This window comes from Spirosoma sp. KCTC 42546 (genome assembly GCF_006965485.1).
Lineage (GTDB): Bacteria > Bacteroidota > Bacteroidia > Cytophagales > Spirosomataceae > Spirosoma.
This window is the reverse complement of sequence record NZ_CP041360.1, coordinates 4,148,810-4,171,614: the sequence shown is the minus strand read 5'-3', so window position 1 is coordinate 4,171,614 and position 22,805 is coordinate 4,148,810. Positions and strand designations below refer to the sequence as shown.

The window sequence follows — 22,805 nt, the reverse complement described above, 5'->3', positions numbered from 1 at the left end:
CCGGTATTTTTGTATCAGCGTTTACAACAAACCACTTGTTTTATGGCACAAGCAAAATCTGGTGACACCGTTCAGGTGCATTATACAGGAACTCTAACCGATGGAACTATATTTGATTCATCAGAAGGTCGTACACCCCTGGAATTTACAGTAGGGAGCGGCCAGGTGATTAAAGGATTCGATGAAGGTGTGGCGGGAATGAATCAGGGTGAAAAGAAAACCATCAACATTCCTGTAGAGGATGCATATGGCCCTGCCAATGAAGAAATGATTTTCACCCTAAATCGGACAGATATACCGGATGATATTCCACTTGAAGTAGGAATGACCCTCAATATGCACGAAGACGGTAACCCCCGTCCCATCCCGGTTATTGTTCGCGATCTTACGGATACGAATGTTACGTTGGATGCAAATCATCCGCTGGCGGGCCAGCAACTTACATTCGAAGTTGAACTTGTGGGTGTAAAGTCGCCTTCTGGATTGATTTTGTAAGTCGTGGAGTAAGTTACTCGTGGAGTAGGTGGAGTGTATGCAGTGAGTTGACGGAGTCCGTTCACCTACTGCACACACTCCACCTACTCCACTTTATTTTCCAGCGTTAGTAAATCACTCAATTCGCGCAGGGCGGTTTGGATACCTCGTAGATTAGCACGGGCAACGTACGCAGCAAGGGCAACCGTGATAGCCCCTATATTCAGCGCAACAGTCAGATTATTGATATGTTTTAGACCAGCCTGAGCGTCCGTTGTTGCATGCAGCACACTAGTAGCCATATCGGCTACATTTGCAAAGGCGGGACGGCTAACCTGCAACTGAAGGTCCTGAGCCCGATTAAGCAAACTATTCTGGTAAGCATTAAGGTCTAAATGCTGCTCATGTGAGAGTTCTGACCAATGTAAAACCTGATACTCGTTCAGGGCCTGAGCCATGCTGCAGTAGCCTTTTGTAATGCTAATACGTTGATCAGGAGTAAAATCTTCCATACGTGGATTGAATTCGGCATGAGTCCAAGTTAACTGGATGGTTGTAGGACTTTACTTGTAAAATAAGTCACTACTTTGTGACTAAGGCTGAACTTTTGACCGAACGGTCAAAATACTAAAACGCGGAACCTGCTACTACCGATTCATCCAGTTCAGATGTATATTAGATGATTAGTTGGTTATGTTAGGCTAATGGGCTTAACTGTTGATTATAATCGTCCTCTACAGAACCTTATTCATCCTTAATCGGGAATCTGAAATTTTTTCCTATTGGCCAGTAGGATAGTGTTATCTGAAGAAAATCTTCTTCAGATTTCCTTCAGAATTCTTATTTAATCTTGATAGTTTTTACCATCAGCTACCTGTTATTCACTCTAGTTTATGCCCGAATCAACTACGTAATCAATTAGTTCAGCTTATTAATGGACCCCGACCAGCGACTTCATCAGAAGAATGTTTTCCCGATCTTAGTGGTCGAGAGTAATAAAGATCACCAACTGTTAATCGGCTATTGCCTACGTGCAAAGATTCCTCAGGCCGAACCCATTTTTGCTGACAACCCGGAGGACGCTCTTTCCTTTTTAGGGTATTCTGCAGCCGAACCCCGAGCTTTTCCGTGGTTAGTACTTCAAGCCCTTTTACTTCCCCAACTCTCAAACGGACTTGCCTTGTTAACGGAAATACGTTCCCGTTATCCGCTTCTTCCCGTCGTAGTTTTGAGTAGTCAGCAAGAGGCAGGTCTTGTTGAAAAAGTCTACTTAGCGGGCGCTCATTCTTTACTGGTCAAGCCTGCAAGTCTAACCGAATGGGAACTTCATTTTCATACATTAAACGAGTATTGGTTCAACATAGTTACGCTACCCATTTATAGAGCAAGAGAGACGTGCACTTAGTTAATCACTCATTACCATAAAAAAGCCCGCTGCCTTTGTACAAAGGCAGCGGGCGGAATCAGGGGTGCGGTCAGGCTTGTCCGAAAAGACTGACCACTAAAATGAGAAGTGTAATGAACAGGCCTAGCGGCTAGTTACTGAACTAAACAAACAGCTTAGTGCTGAATGTCGATACGGGTAGCAAATTGCTTCTGATTTGGGCCAACCACAAACGTGTAAGCGCCAGAAGGTAAGCCAGATAAATCGAAACGACGGGTCGAACCTTTGAATGTATCTACTTGCACCAGTACGTTCTGGGTATCATAGATCGCTACTGTCGATTCTTCGACGTTTTTAGAGGGCAGCACAACTTCGATTTTATTCTTTTCGTAAGCTGTAAGCGTGGGCTCAGCCACTTGTTGCAGGTTGCGTTCGTCGATAGCTACCGAGTTGGCTTTGATTGTAATCCCTTGCGACATCCACCAGGCGTTACTACCAGCCGTCAGAAAATACTGGCCATCGGGCAGGTTGTTCAGGTTGAACGAAGTTGCCTTCTGGTTATTTTTGGAGATAACTCCCCGGTAGAGTACGTTGCCTTCAGCATCAATGAGTGCTAAGTCAACGGGCGTCCCCGGCTTTGTATAAACACGTACTTTCTTTTGCTCGGACTTCTCAACTTTCACACCACCCATTCCTGAACCATTGTCGGCATTGGCAACTCCTGTGCCAGCCAGACTCCATACTGACAAAAGTACAGCGATTGATAAACGGATTTTTTTCATTGGTTTGAAATTTTGTTTTAACCGTCACAAAGGTGTGGGGTAAACACGATTTAATGCAATAGGGTAGGCTCTCTAAAGCTCGTTATGGCTGAATATTCATCTTAAAATACAATTTGCTATTAGTATAGTAGGTCGTTTATTGGAAAAGTACAACAAGTCCCTATAAATGGCGTATGAATTGTATTTTTCTAATAATTGTAAAATATAGGACTTGTTGCATTTGTAAGACTATTTTTTAGTCCAATTATTCAATTTGTCTAAAATCAGTTAAGTAGAAGAACAACCAATGCGCCATAAAACCAAGTAGAAAAGAAGGTAAATACCTCTTTTTGTACACAACGAATAGAAGGTTCTGAACAAAATCTCTTTGGAAGAGATAGTTTTTTTATTGTAAAATACCATTACCCGGAAAATAGTGTTCCTCTGAAAACTATAGGGTTTTAATGAGAATAGTACTATTTGTGAAGTTGGCCCTGATTGTTAAACGTAGCTTCTTTATCTTTTACTACCAATGCGGGCTTTACACTGGCAACGGAAAATTTACCTGGATGGATTTGCGGGAAAAATCCCTGCGATCCCAGCTAACTCAATTCAACTGGAACAAGCTGCTGTTCGAAAAATGACACCTGAGGCAACCGCCTATATCTTGGGTGGAGCCGGGAACGAACAAACCGTGGTTGACAACAGACAGGGTTTTGAGCATTGGCAGATTGTGCCACGTATGCTCCGAAACGTCGAGAACCCTGATCTACGTATTGAACTATTGGGCCAACAGCTACCCTCACCACTTTTACTGGCTCCCATAGGGGTACTGGAAATGGCGCACCCGCTAGCCGATCTGGCAGTGGCGCGCGCAGCGGTAACCACCGGGGTGCCTTACATTTTTTCAAATCAGGCATCGGTATCAATGGAAGCATGTTCGGCAGTGATGGGTGAACAAATGCGCTTGTTTCAGCTCTACTGGAGTCGCTCCCGTGATTTAGTGACGAGTTTTGTCAATCGGGCCGAAGCCTGTGGCTGCCGGGCAATCGTGCTGACACTGGATACGACTATGCTTGGCTGGCGGACGCAGGATCTTGCGCTAGGCCATTTACCATTTCTGCATGGGAAGGGGCTAGCTCAGTATACCTCTGATCCAGTTTTTCAACAATTACTGGACGACTTTCTACAACAGCCACCAACGGCTCGCCCGTCGGTAACAGCAACTACACTCCGGCATCTGATAGGCGCTGTTCGCCGGTATCCAACAGGCTCTTTTCTGAAAAACCTGCGTTCTGGACGCGCAATGGGTGCCATTTCGCTGTTTTCAGGTATTTATAGTAATCCCGCCCTAACCTGGGTTGACCTGGCGTTTCTTCGTGAACAAACCAGCTTGCCCATTTTGCTCAAAGGTATTTTACACCCCGATGATGCACGTAAAGCGGTCGACTACGGTATGAATGGCGTCATCGTTTCTACTCATGGTGGGCGACAGGTAGATGGATCAATCAGTGCTATCGAAGCCCTTCCAGGCGTAGTTGCTGCTGTTAATGGGCAACTGCCAATACTCCTGGACAGTGGAATACGAGGTGGTGCCGATGTGATTAAGGCGCTGGCACTAGGCGCGAAAGCCGTTTGCCTGGGTCGTCCTTACGTGTATGGTCTTGCCTTGGGTGGACAAGAAGGGGTAGAGACCGTAATTCGTAATCTGCTGGCCGACCTGGAATTGACGCTGGGACTTAGCGGCTACAAGAGCCTGGCTGAACTTAACCCGGACTGTCTCCGCCCCGTTTAAAACTCAGCAGCACTGAGCCTGGCCTATTAAATTCATTTAATATGATACTGTCAGGAAGGTCCAATATGGCAATAATCCATAAATCGTTTGTAGTTTGCCGCTGGCAAGTCTGACAGAAACCAATTAATGGTTACTCGATCAAGTAGACCTTTAAAACAATTGTATCTGCCCTGACTTACCATAAACAAACACTTCTTTAAAAGGTATGGATCAGGTATTAAAGGGACAAATTGCAATTATCACCGGCGCCAGCAGTGGAATCGGAGCGGGGGTCGCCAAGTCGCTGGCGGCTGCCGGAGCTACTGTTGTGGTAAATTATCCTGTTGAGGCCACAAAGCCGGCAGCTGATGCTGTATTGAAAGAAATTACCGATGCAGGCGGTGCAGGCATGGTGGCCCAGTGTGATGTTAGCAAGGAAGACCAGGTAATCAACTTATTTGCCGACGTGGTAGCTCAGTACGGCACAGTCGATATATTAATCAATAATGCGGGGCTTCAGCGCGATGCGAAGTTTGATGAAATGACCCTCGATCAGTGGAATACCGTGATTGGGGTTAACCTGACAGGCCAGTTCCTGTGCGCTCGCGAGGCTATACGGGAGTTTTTGCGCCGTGGACCACGCCCGGCTGTATCAGCAGCCACCGGAAAAATCATCTGTATGAGCTCCGTGCATGAACTAATTCCCTGGGCCGGACATGTTAATTACGCGACCTCAAAAGGTGGGGTAAAAATGTTGATGCAGTCGCTGGCGCAGGAATATGGTGATCGGAAGATTCGGGTCAACAGCATTTGCCCCGGTGCCATTCAAACACCCATCAACCGGGCGGCCTGGGAAACCCCTCAGGCACTAAACGGCCTGATGACCTTAATTCCTTATAACCGAATTGGCCAGCCCCAGGATATTGGGAATCTCGCCGTGTTTCTCTCTTCCGACCAATCAGACTACATTACTGGTGCCAGCATCTTCATCGATGGCGGCATGACCGTATTTGAAGGATTTGCAACGGGGGGGTGAATTAAAATGAATAATGGATAATGAAGAATTGATTGCAGTCGGTAGTTCTATATTATCCATTATCCATTAAACTCTATGACAATCGAACAACACCGCTTAGAAGATCCTGCCTGGCGGCAGTGGGGACCTTATGTCTCCGATCGTCAGTGGGGTACCGTACGTGAAGATTATAGTTCCAATGGCGATGCCTGGAATTACACAACACACGATATAGCCCGTAGCTACACCTATCGCTGGGGCGAAGAAGGGATTGCGGGTATTTCGGACGACAGGCAGCAACTGTGCCTTGCGCTGGCCCTCTGGAATGGAAAGGACCCGATTCTGAAGGAACGCTATTTTGGCCTGACGAACAGCGAGGGAAATCATGGCGAAGATGTTAAGGAACTCTATTATTACCTGGACAACACGCCAACGCATTCGTATCAGCGGATGCTCTATAAATACCCACAGGCTGCCTATCCCTATCAATGGCTCATCAACGAAAACGGCCGTAGAACCCGCCTGGACCCCGAATTTGAACTGCTCGATACCGGCCTTTTCGACGAAGACCGGTATTTCGACGTATTTGTGGAGTACGCCAAAGCCGGACCGAAAGATATATTGATGACCGTGACCGTGTATAATCGCGGTCCAGAAGCGGCTACAATCCACCTCCTGCCCACACTCTGGTTCCGAAATACATGGGCGTTTGGCGACGACTCCGACGGAGTTCCCAATTACCGACCTTCATTGGTCCTGCAACCTAATGGAACCGTGTCTGTTGAGGACTCAGATTTAGGTCGGTATGTGCTCCATGCCGAAGGAAAACCAGACTGGTTGTTTTGTGAGAACGAAACAAATATGGTTCGGCTGTACAACATCCATTCCGGATCGCCCTATCCAAAAGATGGCATCAATGACCATGTCGTGCAGGGTGCTTCAACGGTCAATCCTGCTCAGGTAGGCACTAAAGCAGCTGCGCACTACCAATTGGCCATTGAACCGGGCGACTCTACAACGATCCGGCTTCGACTTGAAGCCCCCAGCATCAGTGAGATTGATTCTGTTGCTCCTTTTGTGGATTTTGATCAGATCATAAGCCAGCGGAAGGCGGAAGCTGACAAGTTTTATGCGCACGTCCAGCCCGCCGAGGCTACCCTGGATGAGAAACGGGTACAGCGGCAGGCATTTGCCGGGATGCTCTGGAGCAAGCAGTATTATTATTACGATGTATCGCGGTGGTTAGCTGGCGATAAAAACCATCCGCCACCCCCGCCCGAACGGGCACAGGGACGAAACCACACCTGGCTACAGCTTATCAATGCTGGGGTTATTTCAATGCCCGATACATGGGAGTATCCCTGGTATGCCGCCTGGGACTGGGCATTTCATTGCGTTACGCTATCGCTGGTTGATCCCGGCTTTGCCAAGCAGCAATTAATGATGCTGACTAACGAGTGGTTTATGCATCCTAATGGTCAATTGCCTGCCTACGAATGGAATTTTTCCGATGTGAACCCTCCCGTACAGGCCTGGGCCGCCTGGCGGATCTATCACATGGAACTGGAGCGCAAGCCACCCGGTGAAGAAGATCTGACGTTTTTGCGGGGTATTTTTCACAAACTCATGCTCAACTTTACTTGGTGGGTAAACCGTAAAGATGAGGTAGGGAATAATATTTTTGAAGGCGGGTTTCTGGGATTAGATAATATCGGTGTTTTTGACCGGAACACCCAGTTTCCGGACGGAAGCCATCTGGAGCAGGCCGATGGCACCAGCTGGATGGCGATGTATGCACTGAATATGATGCGGATCGCACTCGAATTGGCCCGACACGACTCGGTTTACGACGAAATGGCTACCAAGTTCTTCGATCATTTTCTGTACATCGCCGGTGCCATTACCAATATGGGCCAAACCAACGTGGGCTTGTGGGACGATGAAGATGCCTTTTTTTATGACCAGCTTCGATTAAATGATGGCAGTGTTCAGCGGATGCGGGTACGAACGTTGGTAGGGCTTATTCCGATGTTTGCGGTTGAGGTACTGGATGATGAATTGATGCGGGCAAACCCTGCTTTCCTGAAACGGATGATCTGGTTCCAGAGCCACCGGCCAGATCTGTATCATCAGGTATCCCGTTATACCGAAACGGGCCAGGAGGAAAAGCGACTGCTTAGTCTGTTGCGGGGTTTCAGACTTAAATCACTCTTGTGTAAGATGCTGGATGAGAATGAATTCCTTAGTCCACACGGCATTCGGGCCGTATCAAAAGTCTATCGGGATCATCCCTACGAATTTACCTTAGAGAATACCACATTTCGGCTTACCTATACACCCGCCGAAAGTGATAGCGATATGTTTGGGGGCAATAGTAACTGGCGTGGGCCTGTCTGGATGCCTACCAACTATTTATTAGTGGAAAGCCTAACGCGGTTTTACGACTATTTTGGGGATGCCTTTACGGTTGAATACCCGATTGGATCAGGTCAGCAGGTAACCCTTAAAACGGTAGCGCAGGAACTGACTAACCGACTGATCAGTCTTTTTACTGTTGATGCTAACGGCCAGCGACCTTCATTTGGACAACACCCCAAATACCAGGACCCTGAGTTTAGAGATTACATCCTGTTTTATGAATATTTTGATGGCGATAATGGCCGGGGCGTAGGTGCCAGTCATCAAACGGGCTGGACGGGCTTAGTTGCGGAGTTAATTAGCCGGAAGTATAAAACGGAATGATGGCGTCGGTTAGAAGAAACCAACGTAACGTGATCAGTAGGCCGCCTGGTTTATAGGGTACAAAAGGAGCGCGATATACATAAAAACCGCGCTCCTTTTGTACCCTATAAACCAGGCGGTACGTACGTCAATTACCGACGTGCTGGACGAAGCACCAGGAACCGTTGTTGAAGCAGGTAATAACTACCGAATAACAAACCGCTGAAAAACAGGTCGCCAAAGACGCCATTCAGGAAAAACGACGTTCCATTATAGAAAGCCAGACCTGCCGCATAGCAAGTCATCAGTCCCGCTGCTGTTTGCGGATAGAACGAGCTACCATACCAAACGGCAAAATTGGTGATCAGAAAAAACAATACCGAAGACGTAATCGAAGCAATGGCGATGCGTCCGGCTGCAGGCTGTTGCAGATTCGGGCGACGGACCGCCCACAGACCGAGCAACCAGGTTAGAGCGAAGCTGATGTACACGGCCCCCATGCTCCCATGAAAACCGATGAGAGAATCACTCAGTAACATAGCCGCCAGCGGAGCCGCCAGCCCTAACCATTTCCGTTCAAAGGTAGCCGCGCCGAATAATGCCAGAGCCGCTATGGGCGTAAAATTAGGCCAGTGTGGGACTAAACGGAACAAAGCAGTAGCTAGAACAAGGGTGGTCAGCGTGAGTAAACGAATTTGAAGCGGCTTCATGGTAAAATCAGCGATTGATGTATTGACTTATGTACGACTGCCTTCAGTAGAATAACGGTTCAACTGATACTGGATGCGAGCGAAGGCGATATACGTTTGACAAAGGTAACTCCATAAACAGATACAGCCAAGCCCAATGCACATCCCGTTAATAAAGATGATCGTTGCGTAAACTACTACCCTGGTATTGAGTTCATACGGTCAGTACTATCTATCTGGAAACACATTATGACTGCCTTACTGCTTGTCGATATTGATTGGGGAAAAATGGTTACGCCTAGTATGTCACTCTGGGAAATCTTAATTCGGGGTACACTCACTTATTGGTTCTGTTTTGCCTATATCCGATTTTTCAGACGTGGGGCTGGCCAGCTTGGTATTAGCGATTTATTGCTCATCACCCTTATTTCAGATGCATCACAAAACTCGATGGCGGGGGAGTATACCTCAATTACGGAGGGGTTTGTTCTGGTGGGCGTACTGGTCTTCTGGGATTATGCCATTAACTGGCTTGGCTATCGATCGGTTTTCTTCAGCAAAATAGGGGAGCCAGATCCTGTTTTGCTGATTAAAAACGGCGTTATGCAACGTCAGAATATGAAAAAAGAATTAATTACAGCCTCAGAATTAACGGGCATGCTTCGGGAGCAGGGCGTGGATGACCTGGTACAGGTGAGAGCCTGCTATATAGAAGGTAGTGGTAATATTAGTATCATTAAAAAATAAACTCAGCTCTTTTACCATTCATCATGAAATAAGGCCGTTTATCCTTTTAAATCTCCATTTATTATTAATTAGATAGTTGTCTAAATGATTAATTAGATATTTGTCTAACTATTTAATGATAGGCAAATGAACAACCTCTTTAAAGCCCTAAATGACCCGACCCGTCGGCAGATACTGGACCTGTTGCGCGGGGGCGACCTAAACGCCGGTGAGATTGCCGAGCGGTTCGATATGACCAAGCCCAGTATTTCGCACCACCTTGATCTACTCCGGCAGGCCGGTCTGGTAGAAGCCACTAAACAGGGGCAGTTTATCAATTATACCCTCAACACCACCGTTCTCGACGATCTGCTGGCCTGGTTGATCAGCTTTCAGAAAACGGATGCGCCAATTTCTGAGAAAACACCGAATCAAAACCTGTAAACACCTACTCAAATGAAAAGGAATTCTACATCTGCCGAGCTACTAATGGTAGTCATTATGCTATCTCCGCTAGTGTATCTGGCAATTGTCTGGAATCAGCTTCCTGCTGAAATTGCCACACACTTTGACCTGCAGGGGAATCCAAACGACTGGCAACGGAAAGAAACGGCTGCTTTATTAATTGGAGGCTTATCTGTATTTCTTTATCTGGTTCTCCGATTCCTGCTAGCTCTTGATCTTAGAGGACAGCTACAAATGTCGTCAAACTATCAAAAACTACGTTTTGCTGTTACGCTTCTGTTTGCGGCCATGATGATCTGGTTATTCTATATGGCTGGTCATCCGGTAGATACTAAATTTTCTACTAGCGTAATACTTGCACTGGTTGGATTAATGTTAGCAGGAATGGGAAATTACCTTACCTCGATAAAGCCCAATTGGTTTGTAGGTATCCGCACTCCCTGGACATTAGGAAATGAAACTGTCTGGCGTAAAACGCACCGTCTGGGTGGACGACTAATGGTAGCAGGTGGATTATTAAGTGCGGTGCTGGCTCTGGTTGTTCCAATGTCGTATAAAGTAGGTTGTGTACTAGGCGTCACAATGCTTACCGTACTCATACCCGTTGTGTATTCCTACATTTATTCCCAGCAGGAAAAAAGACATCAACTTAATTGATTGCTCCTGCGGTGTGTCTTTAACGTTTCGTTAGATGCTTTAGCTACGAAAAAGAATCAATAGTATCAAATCATACTAATTTGTTAATTATCAACCAGCTATGAATCATTTCCTCCCTATCGTCTTTCTATTCCTGTCTGCTAATTTGACCACATTTGGCCAGACCGAGGAGCCTATTCATTACAAAGTCATTGAGCCAGCTGGGGCCGATCTTACACTCGATGGTACGCTTACGGTGCCCGATAAGGTGAAAAAAGCGGTGCCAGTGGTGCTACTCATTGCCGGTTCAGGCCCGACCGATCGCGATTGTAACAGTACGTACGGATTTAAGACAAATGCCTTTAAAATGCTGGCCGATAGTCTGGTTCGACAGGGAATAGCCGTTGCCCGCTACGACAAGCGCTATTCGGGCACTAATCTGAAGTCAGCCGTTGCTGCAATCAGCACAGATAAACACCGATTTGACTATTATGTAAGCGATGCTGTTGGGTTTATTCAGCAATTACAGGCCGATAAGCGATTTTCTAAAGTGATCGTAGCAGGCCATTCAGAGGGCTCATTGGTGGGTATGCTGGCGGCAAAGCAGACGAAAGTGGCTAAGTATATTTCAATTGCAGGGGCTGGCCGGAATATTGCCGATGTTATGAAGGTGCAGTTTCAAACGGCTCTGCCAGACACACTTCGTTCGTTAGCATCCGTAATTCTCGACTCGCTTAAGGAAGGGTATCGCGTTCAACGGGTGAATCCGTTCCTGCAAACCATGTTCAACGCAAAAATGCAACCGGGCCTGATTTCCTGGATGAAATATGACCCCAGCGTTGAAATCAAAAAATTCAATGGGCCAGTTCTGCTGATTAATGGGAAGAATGATATTCAGGTAGCTACCAGCGAAGCTGAACTATTGAAAGCAGCCCGGCCAGATGCGACACTGGCGCTGATTAATCGGATGAATCACATTTTCAAAAATGCGCCCCTGGATCGGGCTGAAAATATTAAAACCTACAATAATCCTGAATTGCCACTTACGCCTGGGCTGGTTGAGACAATTGCCCAATTTGTGAACAACTAGTAGACAGGTTATTAGTTACTGGTTCTTAATCTGATGGTTTAATCGACTACTGACGCAATGACCAATACCTAATTAGCAGAGTAGTGTTGCAGATACGCAATCAGCCGCTCGAAATGCAACTGCTCGTACGGGTTTTGGGTCAGACGAATCAGCAAATGGCGGTAACTATCTACTAACCCTTCGAAGTGGGGATTGTGATTTAGCCGGGCGGCAATCAGGCCTTTGTAACAGCGATGGGTTTGGTTATAAACGAATTGACACGGCTGATTAGGGCTTTCGTTCAGCAGTAGATCGAGGGTGGATAGGATAGAGGCTGAATCGAGAAAATCGAATCCCTGTTTGTTGAAAAATAATTCGATTTTCTCACAAACGTCCGAAAGAGCTTCTCCCGAATGAATCTTATACCGGGAAGACTGAAAGCCGCTAAATCGGGCAACCGACAGGAGAAACGTATTGGCGTCGAGCCGGAAGTCAGGTTGATTGTTCAGAAATTGCTGGGCAATTTGTTCAATCTGGTCGTTCCTGGCCCCAAAATTAACATCCAGCATAGTATCATCCACACAAAAAACAGAGGATAGAATAATATTCTGAAACCCGCTGGTATTGATGCGCCGAAACTGTTTTTTTTCTGGCAGCAAGGTAAATCCGTGCTCGGCGAAAAACGGAGCAAGGTGCTGATAGAGATTGGTTTCAAATGGAGTAATGGTCATCTTGTTTGTCACAACAATTAGTAAAGAGGATCATATTACGACATAACTAGCAGGCAAGAATTAAGTTAGTAGAATTTCCAGAAATAATTTAATTTTATACACCAAATTTAGCGATTCAATCAACTAATTTCAGCATAACGAGAAATAGGCTAATAAAATGAAACAGCTGGTAAATTGGTTGTACAACTCTCTGATCAGGGTCATCCAGGTCGTATTCCCTGACAGCAATCTGGCGCAGCGAAAGGGAAATCAGGATATTGATCGTAGCAAAGAGAACCGGAGCTTTTCGGTGGGACGCCTGTATTATAGCATTCCGGGTAAGTGTTACAGCGGGTTTATTATAAACGGACGCATAGTAAAGCCAAACGCCTGACTAAGAAGTTAGTCAGGCGTTTGGCTTGTTTGGAAGTGGTTGCTGCACAACATTAGGCCATAGGCGCAGCGGCAGAAACAAGCCGTCTCAGCATACGCGAGCCGGCGGTTTTTTTGGTCTGCATTTTATTCAAATACCGACAGCACAAACAGTCTACTTTTCCGCCCCTACCAAGCCGCTGGTCGATAGCAGGAATGCGTAGCCCCTGAGGGCAGTTGTCATTGGTGTGATAAACTAATTGCTGAAGGGTATAAAAGGGGGAGATTTGAGCCATTTTGAGTCTTGATTAAACGTGAGTTACCATATAACTCGAATCAAGCCAAATCGGTTAGCTTTTGAGGTAATGAATTAATCAAATATTAATAAATTTGTCTGATAATGACTGTATGGATGGATAGTGGTATCTCATCAGTAGTTTATAACAGGCCTGTTCTTAACGCCGATTTTTGTTAAAGACAATTGCGGGTAGAGTAACCGTATCAAACCAATAATTTCGCAAATTTCTTACATAGTCGACCCATTCATCCAGGCGCGTAGGTTTGATGGTAAAGGCAGAAACGCCTAATGCATATGAGTTTTCAATGTCACCATATAAGTTGCTGACGGTGAGGATAACAACGGGCAGAAAACGTGTGTTTTCATTCGCTCGTAAAAATGATAAAAAGTGTAGGCCGTTATCTGCGGAACTTAAGTTAAGGTCTAGTAAAACCAATCGTGGTCCGTACCCTTCCAGGGTTTCAATATAGGCGATGGCTTCAGCAGCGCTGGTTACCTGAAAAAACGAGGCTTCGGGAAAAACCTGCTGTGCGGCATGATTTAACAACTCAATCAGATGCGGATCGTCGTCCACAAGAAGGATTGAATAGCGGTATGGCATTGGTACGGGGAGCTTGGTAAGCAATATAGCTACTCTTTTACGCATGCATAACGGGGGGCGTCAACAGAATCTAGTTGGCCAGAGTACTACTAGTCCCACCCATTTTGTATCCATTTAATCCAGTTGCTGCATTCGATTTAAACCGTCCTCTATGGCACGCACCGTTTTGATGGTATCCTTGAGTAGTGGCCTGATTGTGTCGGGGTTTGGGTTGATCGACTCCGTTATCAGGTGAAGAATCGTTTCATGGAGTTGAAGAACCTGCGGTCTGACCTCATCCCTGGCAATAGCCGCTATCTGCTCTAACTCAGTATTTCGTTGTTCTAACAATCTTTTAAGAGTTGTCAAAGCTTTATTGGTTCTTCTGAGCTCCAGTAAGTTGACAACCTGTTTGGCCAGAATTTTTAACGAGCTTAACTGGTTTTCCGTTAACTGCTTAGGCGTATGATCAATCACACACAAAGAGCCCAGCGCATAACCATCCTCGTTTATCAGAGGAACGCCCGCATAAAAAATCACATGGGGATCGCCCGTTACTAAAGGATTGCCCATAAAACGCGCATCTTTCCGAGAATCAGGAACAATTAACAGTTCCGTTGGATTGAGAATTCCATGCGCACAAAACGCAAATTCTCGTGGTGTTTCGCGTACCGTAAGGCCAAGATTGGATTTAAACCACTGCCGATCGTCATCAATCAGGCTGATTAATGAAATGGGCGTTTGGCAAATTTCGGAAGCAAGCGTAGTTAGTTCGTCATAATCCGGTTCGGGTAATGAATCAAGAATCTCGTAACTTCGAAGGGCATCTATTCGGTTGGTTTCCTCTGGGGGAGGGGGAGGAATTTGCATGGTTTATTCAGCCAGATTATGGTCAAAACTACGTAGGATTTACAAGACTCTACTCATTCAGGCCCGTAAAAACTGCCTATTTGCATCGGCTATACGGTGTGTAACGTTGAATAAACCAATTTGCCTGACAGCGTCAAAAGCAGCGTAACCGATTACGTTTTTAACTGAGCGCTATGGGGCACTCAACAAGTTAATCAATGTGAATTCGGGTTGTAAAGGCTACACTAGCTATGTACAAACCCGAATTCACATCGTCTATTCTTCTGGATATCAGGTTAGGCAACCTTGATATGCGCTGGTACAAAGGAATTCCATTCTGGTTTAAGCAGGTGTGTACTCGTACAGCATTTCTTGGGTAGCTCAAGACCTAGCTGCTTGGTAACTCCGTATATCCGCCGTCGGCTAATTTGAAGGCGAGCGCCATTTCGCATAATTAAGTGGGCATCGATGGAGGAAAGCACAATACAGCTATGAACATGCTGTGGATTAATTAAATGGGCCTTGTGATTCCGAATAAACTGGGGCCAGCGATCACTATACCATTTTAAGGTTCTGCTCGATAAGATCGCCTTTCCATTCAGGAGGTAGATCGTACAGTAATTCACATCCCCGACTAAATACATAATCTGTTGAGGATCAAACTTGTGTTGTACCTGGGCTGCGTTTAATTGTTTCATTGTAGGTATGATTGATAGGGGTGGAAAACTAAAAGTATTCTAATTTAGGCTTAAGTATAATAATAATTTTTTAATTGTTTTTAATTTTCTTTAATTGGTAACATAATATCTTATGGTACTCCAATAATTTTTTAGATCGTTGCTGGGTAGTAACTGAAGAAGCCATTAGGATGAGAGATGGAGAGGGTACGTTTAGACAAGTTCCAGTTTTTCGTTAACTATATCTATACGAACACTAGGTTTTTTAGTTGCTAAGGGTACATTTTACAACCTTTTTAACTAGATTGAGTCCTTATGCAGAGTTGATCATTTTTAACTGAAAACTAACGTTTACCAGATGAAAAATGTACGCATACCAAGCTTGATTGTAATCTGCTACGGGGTTATTCTATTCGTAAGTCTGGGTGCTTCAAATTGTGTCAATGAGCCCAGCTATTCAACCACGCCACAAATTGAATTTAAAGGGATTAGTCGGTACTCGCTTGGGACAGGGGCAGGTGTAGGGCAACAGAAGCGAGACTCTCTGGTGATCACGATAGGCTTCAAGGATGGGGACGGAGACCTGGGCGACAACCTTCCAATTAGTGCTGCTGATACGGCTCGTTACCTGCAAGCAGGGGGCTGGGGGAGTTACAGGATTAAGACATTTAGACTCGAAGATAATCAGTTTAAAGAGCTCCCCAGTAGAGAGGATAATGCCTTATTTTTTCCTCAGCTGGGCCGCGAAGGAAAGAAGGAACCCATTGAGGGGACTATTGACTTTAGGCAAACCTATCAATACACCAACAGCTACAGAAACTACCTGATAAAGTACCGAATTCAACTTCGGGATCGGGCCTTAACCAGCAGTAATGAAATCGAAACGGACACCATCACGGTTCCCTTCCCCGACCGTTAGTGACTGGACATCAATGGACAGGGTCTACCTCAAAGATGAACCAGTTATGAAATACAGCCTGAGTCTGCTTCTAGTACTAAGTGTTAGTATCAGTTGCGACAGAAATAAAGTTGATCCTTCGGTGTCGTCCTGTACATATGCTGGTAGAACACTGACACGCACCACTCAATTTATCAACCATGTTCCGGCCACGATAATTGCCGTTACGTCACCAAACACACCTGTCATTAGCTTCCAGATTAGTCGAGCGGGGACGTCAGCACCGCTTAGTAGTTGTAATTTGCCAGTGGCCTTTGCAAAAGACAGGTTGAACGTTACAGTAAGTGGATACCTTCTCACATTTCCTGGTATGGAGTATATGAACCTGAGCCCACTTCCGTTCGATGTAACGGATGTTAAAGTGCGTCTGTAGAAATTTTCCAGGTTGTGTGTCAGCTTACTTAGTTGCCAACGAAAATGTTAAAACCAAGCTTTAACGTGGCATTTCGATACGTATAACTAGGGAAATCAGTTGATGTAACGGAGTCATAGGTCACTGTTGAGCTATACCAATGATAGCCTATGTCAGTTTGCGCCTTTATCGATGCAAGTATATGAAACTAGAAGTGATTAATCTGTGATGTAAGTCAAATAAAGTTAATGGAATTATAATTTAAGCAACTTCTTGGCCTTTCTGTAATTGCGCTATTTTTCTGGTGTTAATCAGTTATACCATGAATGCACGAGTGTACTTATTTTTAGTACTGGCTTGCTTGTCTGGTAAGCCAGTGAGTGCCCAATGGAGACTCCTCTACCATAGCCAGGATATCAATAAGCAACAGGATACATCCCATACCACGAATCAAATTACTTCCATTGAATCGAGGGGTGTGTTGAGTAAGTATTTAGTAGTTCAGTATGCGCAGATAAAGCGGAAATTGATTGCTAAAAAATCAGTCTGGGGCCTTGTGGATGGGCAGGGGGCCATCTGGCGATCCTACCAGAAAGAGCTCTTTTTAGTGCTCAGATACAATGGGGGCTGGGTTGAGTATGTCGTAAACCGTCCGGTTCGAACGAGACTTACAGCGACTTATGCCGCCAGTATGTATAGTCGTACATTAGATAGTAAAATTACCTCAAGCTGGACAAAAGCCATGGAAGAGATTCCGCCTGGGCATATCTCCCGTTGATAATAGACTATTGATTGTAACGAGAACGATGTGATTGGAATCTAACGGCACGCCATAGCCTTACATACCGAAAAAACACCAGACCAAAGGGCCTGGTGTTTTGATACACAACCAATTGCAAACGAAAGGAAGTTTCTTAAACGAACGTGCCGCCAAATCCATCCACGTTTGAGCCCGTTTTCAGGGTGAGTTTTTTTACGTTACCCAGTCCCGTAAGTTTGGGTGTTTGGTAGGCCTTTTTAGCCGGACCAGTCGATATAGTTTTAGATTTTAATTTCATCTGTCAGGAAAATTAACGGTGAATTTGATGCCTGATTCAGCATCCAAACGAATTTATTGGACAACGATCCGATGCTGGCGGGTCTGGCCCCGTTCTTCGACTTTCAGAATGTACACGCCACTGGAGAGCTTATCCGACGCCTTCAGTAACAGATTTCCTCCCTGAGTGCCCGTTTTTAAAACGGGCTGCAAACGACCATCCAGCCCATAGAAGCTAACCAGGGCGGTTTCGGGCTCATCCAATCGAAGCGTAAAGCGGCCATCACTCACAATTGGATTGGGAAATGCCCCATAGGCCTCCTCGCGAAGGATCACCGAAATGGCGGGGTAGAGCGTGACTTTACCGCTCAAATCGGTTTGCCGTAACCGGTAATAGCTCGTTCCCTGGTAGGGAGCCTGATCCAGGAAATGGTAGGTCTTCAGGGAGTTGCTATTGGCGGATTCAACGCTGATTTCGCCAATTGTCTCGAACAGTGTCAGATCCTTACTGCGCTCCAGTTGAAACCCCCTGTTGTTGGTTTCAAGCGATGTTATCCAGCTTAGATCAACCGTATGATTCGCCTGAGTAGTTGCCGTGAAAGAGACCAGAGCAACAGGCAGGGCAAAGGCCGGTGAATTAGACACGCGGTTCGTATTTAGATTAATGGCTCCGGCAATGGAAAGTCCTCTACCTTCCAGGGCAGCCCCGGCCAGTAAGCTAATGGCTCCATTTGCCAGGATCGTCCCTCTAAACAACGAATTAAGGCCAAGATTGACTGCTCCATCGACTTGAAAATACACATTGGCAAATGAGGCTCCATTGGTGAGCAGGATTCCTGAGCCCGTTGCGGTGCTTAACGCTCCAGTTAACTTAATGATAAACACTGCGTTGGCATTGCCCTGCGCATCCAGGGTCAGATTTCCCGCCAGGGTTGACGCGCCGGCAGGTCCACTCTGGCAATACACGCCGGGCGTAAGGGTCAGCCCGCCCAGGCTAGGGCTAACGGCCGACGCGCAGGCTACATTGGTCAGGGCCGTATAAGCGCTGGAAACATCAGTAGCTACCTGGGCTGACGTAGCATTGGCTACGTTGGTCTGACCCGTAACTGTTCCTGGTGGAAACCCAGTTAAAGCCCCGACGTTGGTCCCGATATCTCCCCGCACGATTGACGCGCCTGTATTGGTAAATGCTCCGGCTACGGTAAATAACGCGTAACTGGCAGATGTTCCCATATTGGGCGCTTGAGCAAAACTAATTCGCTGAAAAGCTAATACTGCAATACATATTAGACTAAGAAGTACTGTTTTGGACATAATGGTATAGATTATGAAATATAAGTTAATAACAGAAAGGTAGTAATTTAGTTTATATATATTTTAAAATGGTTAAAAAAATTTAAACAAAAATAAAAATTCAGTAACCAAAAGTATTGTAAAATCCCAAGTATAGGCTTGCTAGACTATTGTCGCCGTTGGTTGGGCTTAAAGTGCCTTCACTCCATTAGATAGGCTTTTTACAGGAGATTAAGTCAACTAGTTTTTTGCGATACTACCCTATTTTACTCAGGCTATAAGTAATTACCGGCGAAGAATTCAGTAAAATTGACAGGTTACATCAAAAATGATGGTACTTTACCAACCTAAACAAGCCAGATCACTCATTGCAGGAATAGAGTTGAATCAGCAGAGTTTACTTTCCCCTGGAAATGCAGTTTTCTATTTAGTTAGTCTACACAACCAGAACCACAAAGTAATGTCATTGAAATCTGAAGAGGACCTGAGGGGTATGCAGCAGATTAGCCAACTAGTTGGCTCAACCCTGAAACATATGCAACAATATGCCCGACCAGGGATGTCGACGCTTGAGTTGGATCAATATGGGCGACAACTGCTGGAAGGACAGGGTGCCCGATCGGCCCCTAAGCTCACCTATGGCTTTCCCGGCTGGACCTGTATCAGTTTAAACGAGGAGGTCTGTCACGGCATTCCCGCTGCGAACCGGCTTCTCCAGGAAGGGGACTTAGTCAATATTGATGTATCTGCCGAACTGAATGGCTATTGGTCTGATAATGGTGGATCGTTCGTGTTGGGGCAGGATATTCATCAGCATGGTGCGTTAGTAGAAGCCTCCAAGCGAATCCTGGCCAAAGCCATTAGCCGCATCCGAGGAGGGGTACTACTTGCTGAGATTGGGCGCTTAATTGAAACGGAAGCCAGGCGAAGTGGGTATCGGGTCATCAGGAATCTGGCTGGGCACGGCATAGGCCGGAGCCTGCATGAAGAGCCACTTGAGATTCTATGTTATTATGATCGGTCTAATAAAACCCGGTTTCGAAAGCATTCGGTTGTAGCAATCGAAACGTTTTTATCCACCAAAGCCACCTATGCGCATGAAAAGGGGGATGGTTGGACCTTAATTGCGAAGGACAGTTTTGCCGTGCAGCATGAACAGACGATCATCGTTACCGATCAGCAACCGATCATTCTGACCGCTGCGAATCAATTGTGGGAGTAACGTCTCGATTAGCTCATCACCACCTACCATAAATCCCCTGTACAGGAGCTTTATCTTAGCTGGTAGCTGTTAAGAAAGCTTAAGGATTTTATTAGCTTACAACCACACAAGCTTTAAACGCGTCTCTACAGCAAACAAACTGTGTAGACAATGAGACGGTGTTTAGTACTATTTTTTCTAACAATGCCTCTGGTGGGGAAAGCCCAAACCTTGAGCAACGACAAGCAGCAGGATTTACTCGGAAAGGGGCACATTAGCCTAGGGGTAAGTGTGGGGCAGGGCTACCGGGGCACTTATCCAACAACAAATTTTGTCTCACCTCGTATCCAGTATTTTATCGCCAATGGCTGGTCAATTGCGGCTGAAGGACGCTTCCTCACCAGTACGATCTATCATCAATCTGGCAATAAGCCTGATTATCGATTACTGGCGGGGGGGCTTTCGACCCGCTATTACTTTGTGCGGGGAAAACGGGTGGCTGTTTTCGCTCATATAGGAACCGAATATGGCCAAAGTGCCTTTCATCTTACCCCTGATGCCCCCTTTTCTCCCGGCACGATCTCTAGCACCTGGCAAACCGATGCGGGATTAGGCATACAGTATCGAGTAGGCAAGCGGTGGGCTATCGAAGTGATGGGTGGTCGGAGTTGGTTGAGTAATTCATTGGTTTCTTCATCTGGATTTTTACCACCTGCTGATTTCAATCGCTGGCAATGTAGCGTCGGGATAAATTATCGGTTACACTAAGCGTACTATCAGGGTTGAACCCTGCTATCTGCCACAGGGAACGGAGCGTATTAACCCATCACCCAAAATTGGTTGGATCGCAACTATAACTACAGGTTTAGTTGCGATCCCATAGTGTACTAAGCCTTTTTTTATAGGCCAGGAACTGTTGCTGATTTACGTGTTTATCCGTCGAAATCTCGAGTAGTTTCGCTTGCTTGCCCGGCCGGAAAAAGTCGGGGAGGAGGGACTGGAGGGTTACCGGAGTTGCACAGAGTTGATACTGAATCTTGGCATCCTCGGCAGTATTCCGGGCGGTATAGCCATGGGGTGTTTCGAAATAGGTTTCCAGTTCAGGTTGCCGACTGGGTCCGTCAATCATCCGGAAGATGTGTCCCCCATCATTATTAAGTAAAATAATGCGAAGGTTAGGTGGTACCGGTGCTGACCAGAGAGCATTGCGGTCGTAAAAAAAAGCAACATCTCCAATGATAACCGTTACGATCTGATCGGTAGCAAGCGCAGCACCAACCGCTGTACTTAAACAGCCATCGATCCCGCTAACCCCCCGATTAGCCGACACGCTGACGGCCTGTTGTTCGGATAGTCCGCAGAGGTTAGCATAGCGTACTGGCATACTGTTAGCCAGGTGGAGGATCGACTGCTCGGGAATTTGTTCTAAAACGAGTTGAACCGCCGACCAGTCGGTAAGTGCACTCTCTGCCTTTGCCAGTGTTTGATTGATCAGACGAGCTGCCTTTCGGTCTGCTTGCAGCCAGCGATTTAAGAACTCGTGGGAGTCATCGTCATCATCTCCCTGTAAAAATTGCTGATAGTCGATATCTGCGAATAGTTTTTCCAGGAATATCAGTGGGTCGGAGGGAATGAGCGTTGTTAAGCTCTGGAACGAATCCTGGATGCGATCCACTGCGGGCTGAATGTGCCAGTGACGATGAGGGTGTGTCAGTCCACCCAGTGACTGACGAAAGAATGTTTTCAGGTTCCGGGTCAGGAACGAATTTCCTAAGGTGATCAGCAAATCGGGCCGGAGTGCATCAGCCTGTTCTTCTGGGATACCCGATAGGAACGTATCGGTATGGGTAATGAATCGTTCATTGCTGGGAAGATTACTGACAATTTCGCCAATAATGGGAATTCCCAGTTCATCACTGATTTTAGAGAGGATGTCCAGGAGTGATCTATTTCGGGGGATCTGTCCAACCGCAATGAGTTTGCGCTCACTGTTTTCCCAGTCGGCCATCAAGGTATGCCAGGTTTCGGCCGAGAGGGTCGGATTGGCAGGTAGGGTATGAATAACCCGTACCCTGTCTGTCTGGAACGATTCCTGGGGAGTGGGGTAAAATGGTTCGCGCAGTGGAACGTTAATATGTACTGGTCCTACCGGGTACAGGCGGCTTAAGGAAACGGCTTCGTTCACCGATCGTTCGATGAACCAGCGTGTATCGGGGTGGGTATAATCGGCGGGGAGGTCGTAACTACGTTTTACCTGGTTGCCAAATACATTCACCTGATCCATTGTTTGTCCATCCTGTTGGTGTAACCATTCATGGGGACGGTCGGCTGTCAGGAGTAGGAGCGGAACCTGTTGAAAATAGGCTTCAGCAACCGCCGGAGCCAGGTTATAAACTGCACTACCCGACGTACAGATCAATACGACTGGATTTTGTGTTTGTTGAGCAATCCCTAGGGCTACAAACCCTGCCGATCGTTCGTCGGCCAGTACACGCACCCGTAGGTGAGGGTGGCGGGCTACTGCCAGCGTTAGGGGAGCTGAGCGGGAACCCGGCGACACGATCACATCGGTAATTCCTTTTTGATAGAGTAATTCAGCAATGTTGACAATCGGCTGTAGAACTGGCATGTTTTAGTGGGTGAACGCGTGAACTAGCGAACGAGTGGTTAGAGGCTGCACACGATAAGTATACGGCCAATCGGTTGCTCTCAATACAAACATAAGCCGAAACCAGACGAGCTGTCGGACTTTCTATCATAGATTT

The 22,805-nt window shown here is 46.3% G+C and carries 25 protein-coding genes; 14 read left to right on the top strand and 11 right to left on the bottom strand.

All coding sequences use genetic code 11. The annotated features are described in order from the left end of the window. Nucleotides 1–42 precede the first annotated feature (42 nt). Nucleotides 43–495, top strand: a complete 453-nt coding sequence (locus EXU85_RS17050) for a peptidylprolyl isomerase (RefSeq protein ID WP_142773239.1) — start codon at nt 43–45, stop codon at nt 493–495. An 83-nt stretch (nt 496–578) separates the two neighbouring features. On the opposite strand, the gene EXU85_RS17045 is transcribed toward EXU85_RS17050, so the two are convergent. Beyond that, entirely contained in the window at nt 579–986 is a 408-nt protein-coding gene (locus EXU85_RS17045; protein ID WP_142773238.1) for a hypothetical protein, read from the bottom strand. A 422-nt stretch (nt 987–1,408) separates the two neighbouring features. Between EXU85_RS17045 and EXU85_RS17040 the strand changes: the two genes are divergently transcribed. Next, nucleotides 1,409–1,879: a response regulator gene (locus tag EXU85_RS17040; protein WP_142773237.1), complete on the top strand. Its 471-nt coding sequence runs from the start codon at nt 1,409–1,411 to the stop codon at nt 1,877–1,879. A gap of 155 nt (nt 1,880–2,034) precedes the next feature. Here EXU85_RS17040 and EXU85_RS17035 read toward each other — a convergent pair whose 3' ends face one another. Next, a complete protein-coding gene (locus EXU85_RS17035; protein ID WP_142773236.1) occupies nt 2,035–2,640 on the bottom strand; it encodes a T9SS type A sorting domain-containing protein in 606 nt (201 codons plus the stop codon). Nucleotides 2,641–3,151: 511 nt separating this feature from the next. Between EXU85_RS17035 and EXU85_RS17030 the strand changes: the two genes are divergently transcribed. The 3 genes from EXU85_RS17030 to EXU85_RS17020 all read left to right on the top strand — a co-directional run bounded on the left by EXU85_RS17030 (nt 3,152) and on the right by EXU85_RS17020 (nt 8,150). Continuing rightward, a complete protein-coding gene (locus tag EXU85_RS17030; protein WP_142773235.1) occupies nt 3,152–4,414 on the top strand; it encodes a lactate 2-monooxygenase in 1,263 nt (420 codons plus the stop codon). A gap of 205 nt (nt 4,415–4,619) precedes the next feature. Beyond that, complete coding sequence (locus tag EXU85_RS17025; RefSeq protein ID WP_142773234.1) at nt 4,620–5,429, top strand: glucose 1-dehydrogenase; 810 nt, start codon at nt 4,620–4,622, stop codon at nt 5,427–5,429. Between the two features lie 75 nt (nt 5,430–5,504). Next, on the top strand, nt 5,505–8,150 hold the full coding sequence (locus tag EXU85_RS17020) for a glucosidase (RefSeq protein ID WP_142773233.1): 2,646 nt from the start codon (nt 5,505–5,507) through the stop codon (nt 8,148–8,150). A gap of 131 nt (nt 8,151–8,281) precedes the next feature. Here the strand turns inward: EXU85_RS17020 and EXU85_RS17015 are convergent, their stop codons facing one another. Then, complete coding sequence (locus EXU85_RS17015) at nt 8,282–8,839, bottom strand: DUF6580 family putative transport protein (protein WP_142773232.1); 558 nt, start codon at nt 8,837–8,839, stop codon at nt 8,282–8,284. A gap of 228 nt (nt 8,840–9,067) precedes the next feature. Between EXU85_RS17015 and EXU85_RS17010 the strand changes: the two genes are divergently transcribed. The 4 genes from EXU85_RS17010 to EXU85_RS16995 all read left to right on the top strand — a co-directional run bounded on the left by EXU85_RS17010 (nt 9,068) and on the right by EXU85_RS16995 (nt 11,735). Continuing rightward, a complete protein-coding gene (locus tag EXU85_RS17010) occupies nt 9,068–9,565 on the top strand; it encodes a DUF421 domain-containing protein (protein WP_142773231.1) in 498 nt (165 codons plus the stop codon). A gap of 126 nt (nt 9,566–9,691) precedes the next feature. Further along, on the top strand, nt 9,692–9,988 hold the full coding sequence (locus EXU85_RS17005; protein WP_142773230.1) for an autorepressor SdpR family transcription factor: 297 nt from the start codon (nt 9,692–9,694) through the stop codon (nt 9,986–9,988). 12 nt (nt 9,989–10,000) lie between these two features. Beyond that, nucleotides 10,001–10,666: an SdpI family protein gene (locus EXU85_RS17000; protein ID WP_142773229.1), complete on the top strand. Its 666-nt coding sequence runs from the start codon at nt 10,001–10,003 to the stop codon at nt 10,664–10,666. Between the two features lie 100 nt (nt 10,667–10,766). After that, a complete protein-coding gene (locus tag EXU85_RS16995; RefSeq protein WP_142773228.1) occupies nt 10,767–11,735 on the top strand; it encodes a S9 family peptidase in 969 nt (322 codons plus the stop codon). A gap of 68 nt (nt 11,736–11,803) precedes the next feature. Here the strand turns inward: EXU85_RS16995 and EXU85_RS16990 are convergent, their stop codons facing one another. The 5 genes from EXU85_RS16990 to EXU85_RS16970 all read right to left on the bottom strand — a co-directional run bounded on the left by EXU85_RS16990 (nt 11,804) and on the right by EXU85_RS16970 (nt 15,221). Beyond that, entirely contained in the window at nt 11,804–12,445 is a 642-nt protein-coding gene (locus EXU85_RS16990) for a hypothetical protein (protein WP_142773227.1), read from the bottom strand. 425 nt (nt 12,446–12,870) lie between these two features. Next, complete coding sequence (locus EXU85_RS16985; RefSeq protein WP_142773226.1) at nt 12,871–13,092, bottom strand: hypothetical protein; 222 nt, start codon at nt 13,090–13,092, stop codon at nt 12,871–12,873. Between the two features lie 159 nt (nt 13,093–13,251). Beyond that, on the bottom strand, nt 13,252–13,695 hold the full coding sequence (locus EXU85_RS16980; RefSeq protein WP_142773225.1) for a response regulator: 444 nt from the start codon (nt 13,693–13,695) through the stop codon (nt 13,252–13,254). A 114-nt stretch (nt 13,696–13,809) separates the two neighbouring features. Beyond that, entirely contained in the window at nt 13,810–14,544 is a 735-nt protein-coding gene (locus EXU85_RS16975) for a GAF domain-containing protein (protein WP_142773224.1), read from the bottom strand. A 275-nt stretch (nt 14,545–14,819) separates the two neighbouring features. Continuing rightward, nucleotides 14,820–15,221, bottom strand: coding sequence for a LytTR family DNA-binding domain-containing protein (locus tag EXU85_RS16970; protein ID WP_142773223.1), 402 nt, complete (start codon nt 15,219–15,221; stop codon nt 14,820–14,822). A 337-nt stretch (nt 15,222–15,558) separates the two neighbouring features. On the opposite strand from EXU85_RS16970, the gene EXU85_RS16965 reads away from it, so the two are divergent. The 3 genes from EXU85_RS16965 to EXU85_RS16955 all read left to right on the top strand — a co-directional run bounded on the left by EXU85_RS16965 (nt 15,559) and on the right by EXU85_RS16955 (nt 17,288). Continuing rightward, the gene (locus tag EXU85_RS16965; RefSeq protein ID WP_142773222.1) at nt 15,559–16,119 is read left to right on the top strand and encodes a hypothetical protein; all 561 of its coding nucleotides are present in this window, start codon (nt 15,559–15,561) and stop codon (nt 16,117–16,119) included. Between the two features lie 46 nt (nt 16,120–16,165). Beyond that, a complete protein-coding gene (locus EXU85_RS16960) occupies nt 16,166–16,531 on the top strand; it encodes a hypothetical protein (protein WP_142773221.1) in 366 nt (121 codons plus the stop codon). A 301-nt stretch (nt 16,532–16,832) separates the two neighbouring features. Continuing rightward, nucleotides 16,833–17,288 (top strand): hypothetical protein, encoded by a 456-nt coding sequence (locus tag EXU85_RS16955; RefSeq protein WP_142773220.1) that lies wholly within the window; start codon nt 16,833–16,835, stop codon nt 17,286–17,288. Between the two features lie 136 nt (nt 17,289–17,424). Here EXU85_RS16955 and EXU85_RS16950 read toward each other — a convergent pair whose 3' ends face one another. Further along, the gene (locus EXU85_RS16950) at nt 17,425–17,568 is read right to left on the bottom strand and encodes a lasso RiPP family leader peptide-containing protein (protein ID WP_142773219.1); all 144 of its coding nucleotides are present in this window, start codon (nt 17,566–17,568) and stop codon (nt 17,425–17,427) included. A 53-nt stretch (nt 17,569–17,621) separates the two neighbouring features. Next, nucleotides 17,622–18,779, bottom strand: a complete 1,158-nt coding sequence (locus EXU85_RS16945) for an ice-binding family protein (RefSeq protein WP_246859593.1) — start codon at nt 18,777–18,779, stop codon at nt 17,622–17,624. Nucleotides 18,780–19,299: 520 nt separating this feature from the next. Between EXU85_RS16945 and map the strand changes: the two genes are divergently transcribed. Together map and EXU85_RS16935 are read left to right on the top strand one after the other, a co-directional pair. Then, on the top strand, nt 19,300–20,061 hold the full coding sequence (map, locus tag EXU85_RS16940; protein WP_142773217.1) for a type I methionyl aminopeptidase: 762 nt from the start codon (nt 19,300–19,302) through the stop codon (nt 20,059–20,061). 150 nt (nt 20,062–20,211) lie between these two features. After that, nucleotides 20,212–20,808, top strand: a complete 597-nt coding sequence (locus EXU85_RS16935) for an outer membrane beta-barrel protein (protein ID WP_142773216.1) — start codon at nt 20,212–20,214, stop codon at nt 20,806–20,808. A 97-nt stretch (nt 20,809–20,905) separates the two neighbouring features. On the opposite strand, the gene menD is transcribed toward EXU85_RS16935, so the two are convergent. Next, complete coding sequence (gene menD, locus EXU85_RS16930) at nt 20,906–22,669, bottom strand: 2-succinyl-5-enolpyruvyl-6-hydroxy-3-cyclohexene-1-carboxylic-acid synthase (protein WP_142773215.1); 1,764 nt, start codon at nt 22,667–22,669, stop codon at nt 20,906–20,908. Nucleotides 22,670–22,805: the final 136 nt, after the last annotated feature.

Coding starts and splice junctions, on each gene's coding strand:
- EXU85_RS17050 (WP_142773239.1), top strand. CDS start 43: ATGGCACAAGCAAAATCTGGTGACACCGTTCAGGTGCATTATACAGGA.
- EXU85_RS17045 (WP_142773238.1), bottom strand. CDS start 986: ATGGAAGATTTTACTCCTGATCAACGTATTAGCATTACAAAAGGCTAC.
- EXU85_RS17040 (WP_142773237.1), top strand. CDS start 1,409: ATGGACCCCGACCAGCGACTTCATCAGAAGAATGTTTTCCCGATCTTA.
- EXU85_RS17035 (WP_142773236.1), bottom strand. CDS start 2,640: ATGAAAAAAATCCGTTTATCAATCGCTGTACTTTTGTCAGTATGGAGT.
- EXU85_RS17030 (WP_142773235.1), top strand. CDS start 3,152: ATGCGGGCTTTACACTGGCAACGGAAAATTTACCTGGATGGATTTGCG.
- EXU85_RS17025 (WP_142773234.1), top strand. CDS start 4,620: ATGGATCAGGTATTAAAGGGACAAATTGCAATTATCACCGGCGCCAGC.
- EXU85_RS17020 (WP_142773233.1), top strand. CDS start 5,505: ATGACAATCGAACAACACCGCTTAGAAGATCCTGCCTGGCGGCAGTGG.
- EXU85_RS17015 (WP_142773232.1), bottom strand. CDS start 8,839: ATGAAGCCGCTTCAAATTCGTTTACTCACGCTGACCACCCTTGTTCTA.
- EXU85_RS17010 (WP_142773231.1), top strand. CDS start 9,068: ATGACTGCCTTACTGCTTGTCGATATTGATTGGGGAAAAATGGTTACG.
- EXU85_RS17005 (WP_142773230.1), top strand. CDS start 9,692: ATGAACAACCTCTTTAAAGCCCTAAATGACCCGACCCGTCGGCAGATA.
- EXU85_RS17000 (WP_142773229.1), top strand. CDS start 10,001: ATGAAAAGGAATTCTACATCTGCCGAGCTACTAATGGTAGTCATTATG.
- EXU85_RS16995 (WP_142773228.1), top strand. CDS start 10,767: ATGAATCATTTCCTCCCTATCGTCTTTCTATTCCTGTCTGCTAATTTG.
- EXU85_RS16990 (WP_142773227.1), bottom strand. CDS start 12,445: ATGACCATTACTCCATTTGAAACCAATCTCTATCAGCACCTTGCTCCG.
- EXU85_RS16985 (WP_142773226.1), bottom strand. CDS start 13,092: ATGGCTCAAATCTCCCCCTTTTATACCCTTCAGCAATTAGTTTATCAC.
- EXU85_RS16980 (WP_142773225.1), bottom strand. CDS start 13,695: ATGCCATACCGCTATTCAATCCTTCTTGTGGACGACGATCCGCATCTG.
- EXU85_RS16975 (WP_142773224.1), bottom strand. CDS start 14,544: ATGCAAATTCCTCCCCCTCCCCCAGAGGAAACCAACCGAATAGATGCC.
- EXU85_RS16970 (WP_142773223.1), bottom strand. CDS start 15,221: ATGAAACAATTAAACGCAGCCCAGGTACAACACAAGTTTGATCCTCAA.
- EXU85_RS16965 (WP_142773222.1), top strand. CDS start 15,559: ATGAAAAATGTACGCATACCAAGCTTGATTGTAATCTGCTACGGGGTT.
- EXU85_RS16960 (WP_142773221.1), top strand. CDS start 16,166: ATGAAATACAGCCTGAGTCTGCTTCTAGTACTAAGTGTTAGTATCAGT.
- EXU85_RS16955 (WP_142773220.1), top strand. CDS start 16,833: ATGAATGCACGAGTGTACTTATTTTTAGTACTGGCTTGCTTGTCTGGT.
- EXU85_RS16950 (WP_142773219.1), bottom strand. CDS start 17,568: ATGAAATTAAAATCTAAAACTATATCGACTGGTCCGGCTAAAAAGGCC.
- EXU85_RS16945 (WP_246859593.1), bottom strand. CDS start 18,779: ATGGGAACATCTGCCAGTTACGCGTTATTTACCGTAGCCGGAGCATTT.
- map (WP_142773217.1), top strand. CDS start 19,300: ATGTCATTGAAATCTGAAGAGGACCTGAGGGGTATGCAGCAGATTAGC.
- EXU85_RS16935 (WP_142773216.1), top strand. CDS start 20,212: ATGAGACGGTGTTTAGTACTATTTTTTCTAACAATGCCTCTGGTGGGG.
- menD (WP_142773215.1), bottom strand. CDS start 22,669: ATGCCAGTTCTACAGCCGATTGTCAACATTGCTGAATTACTCTATCAA.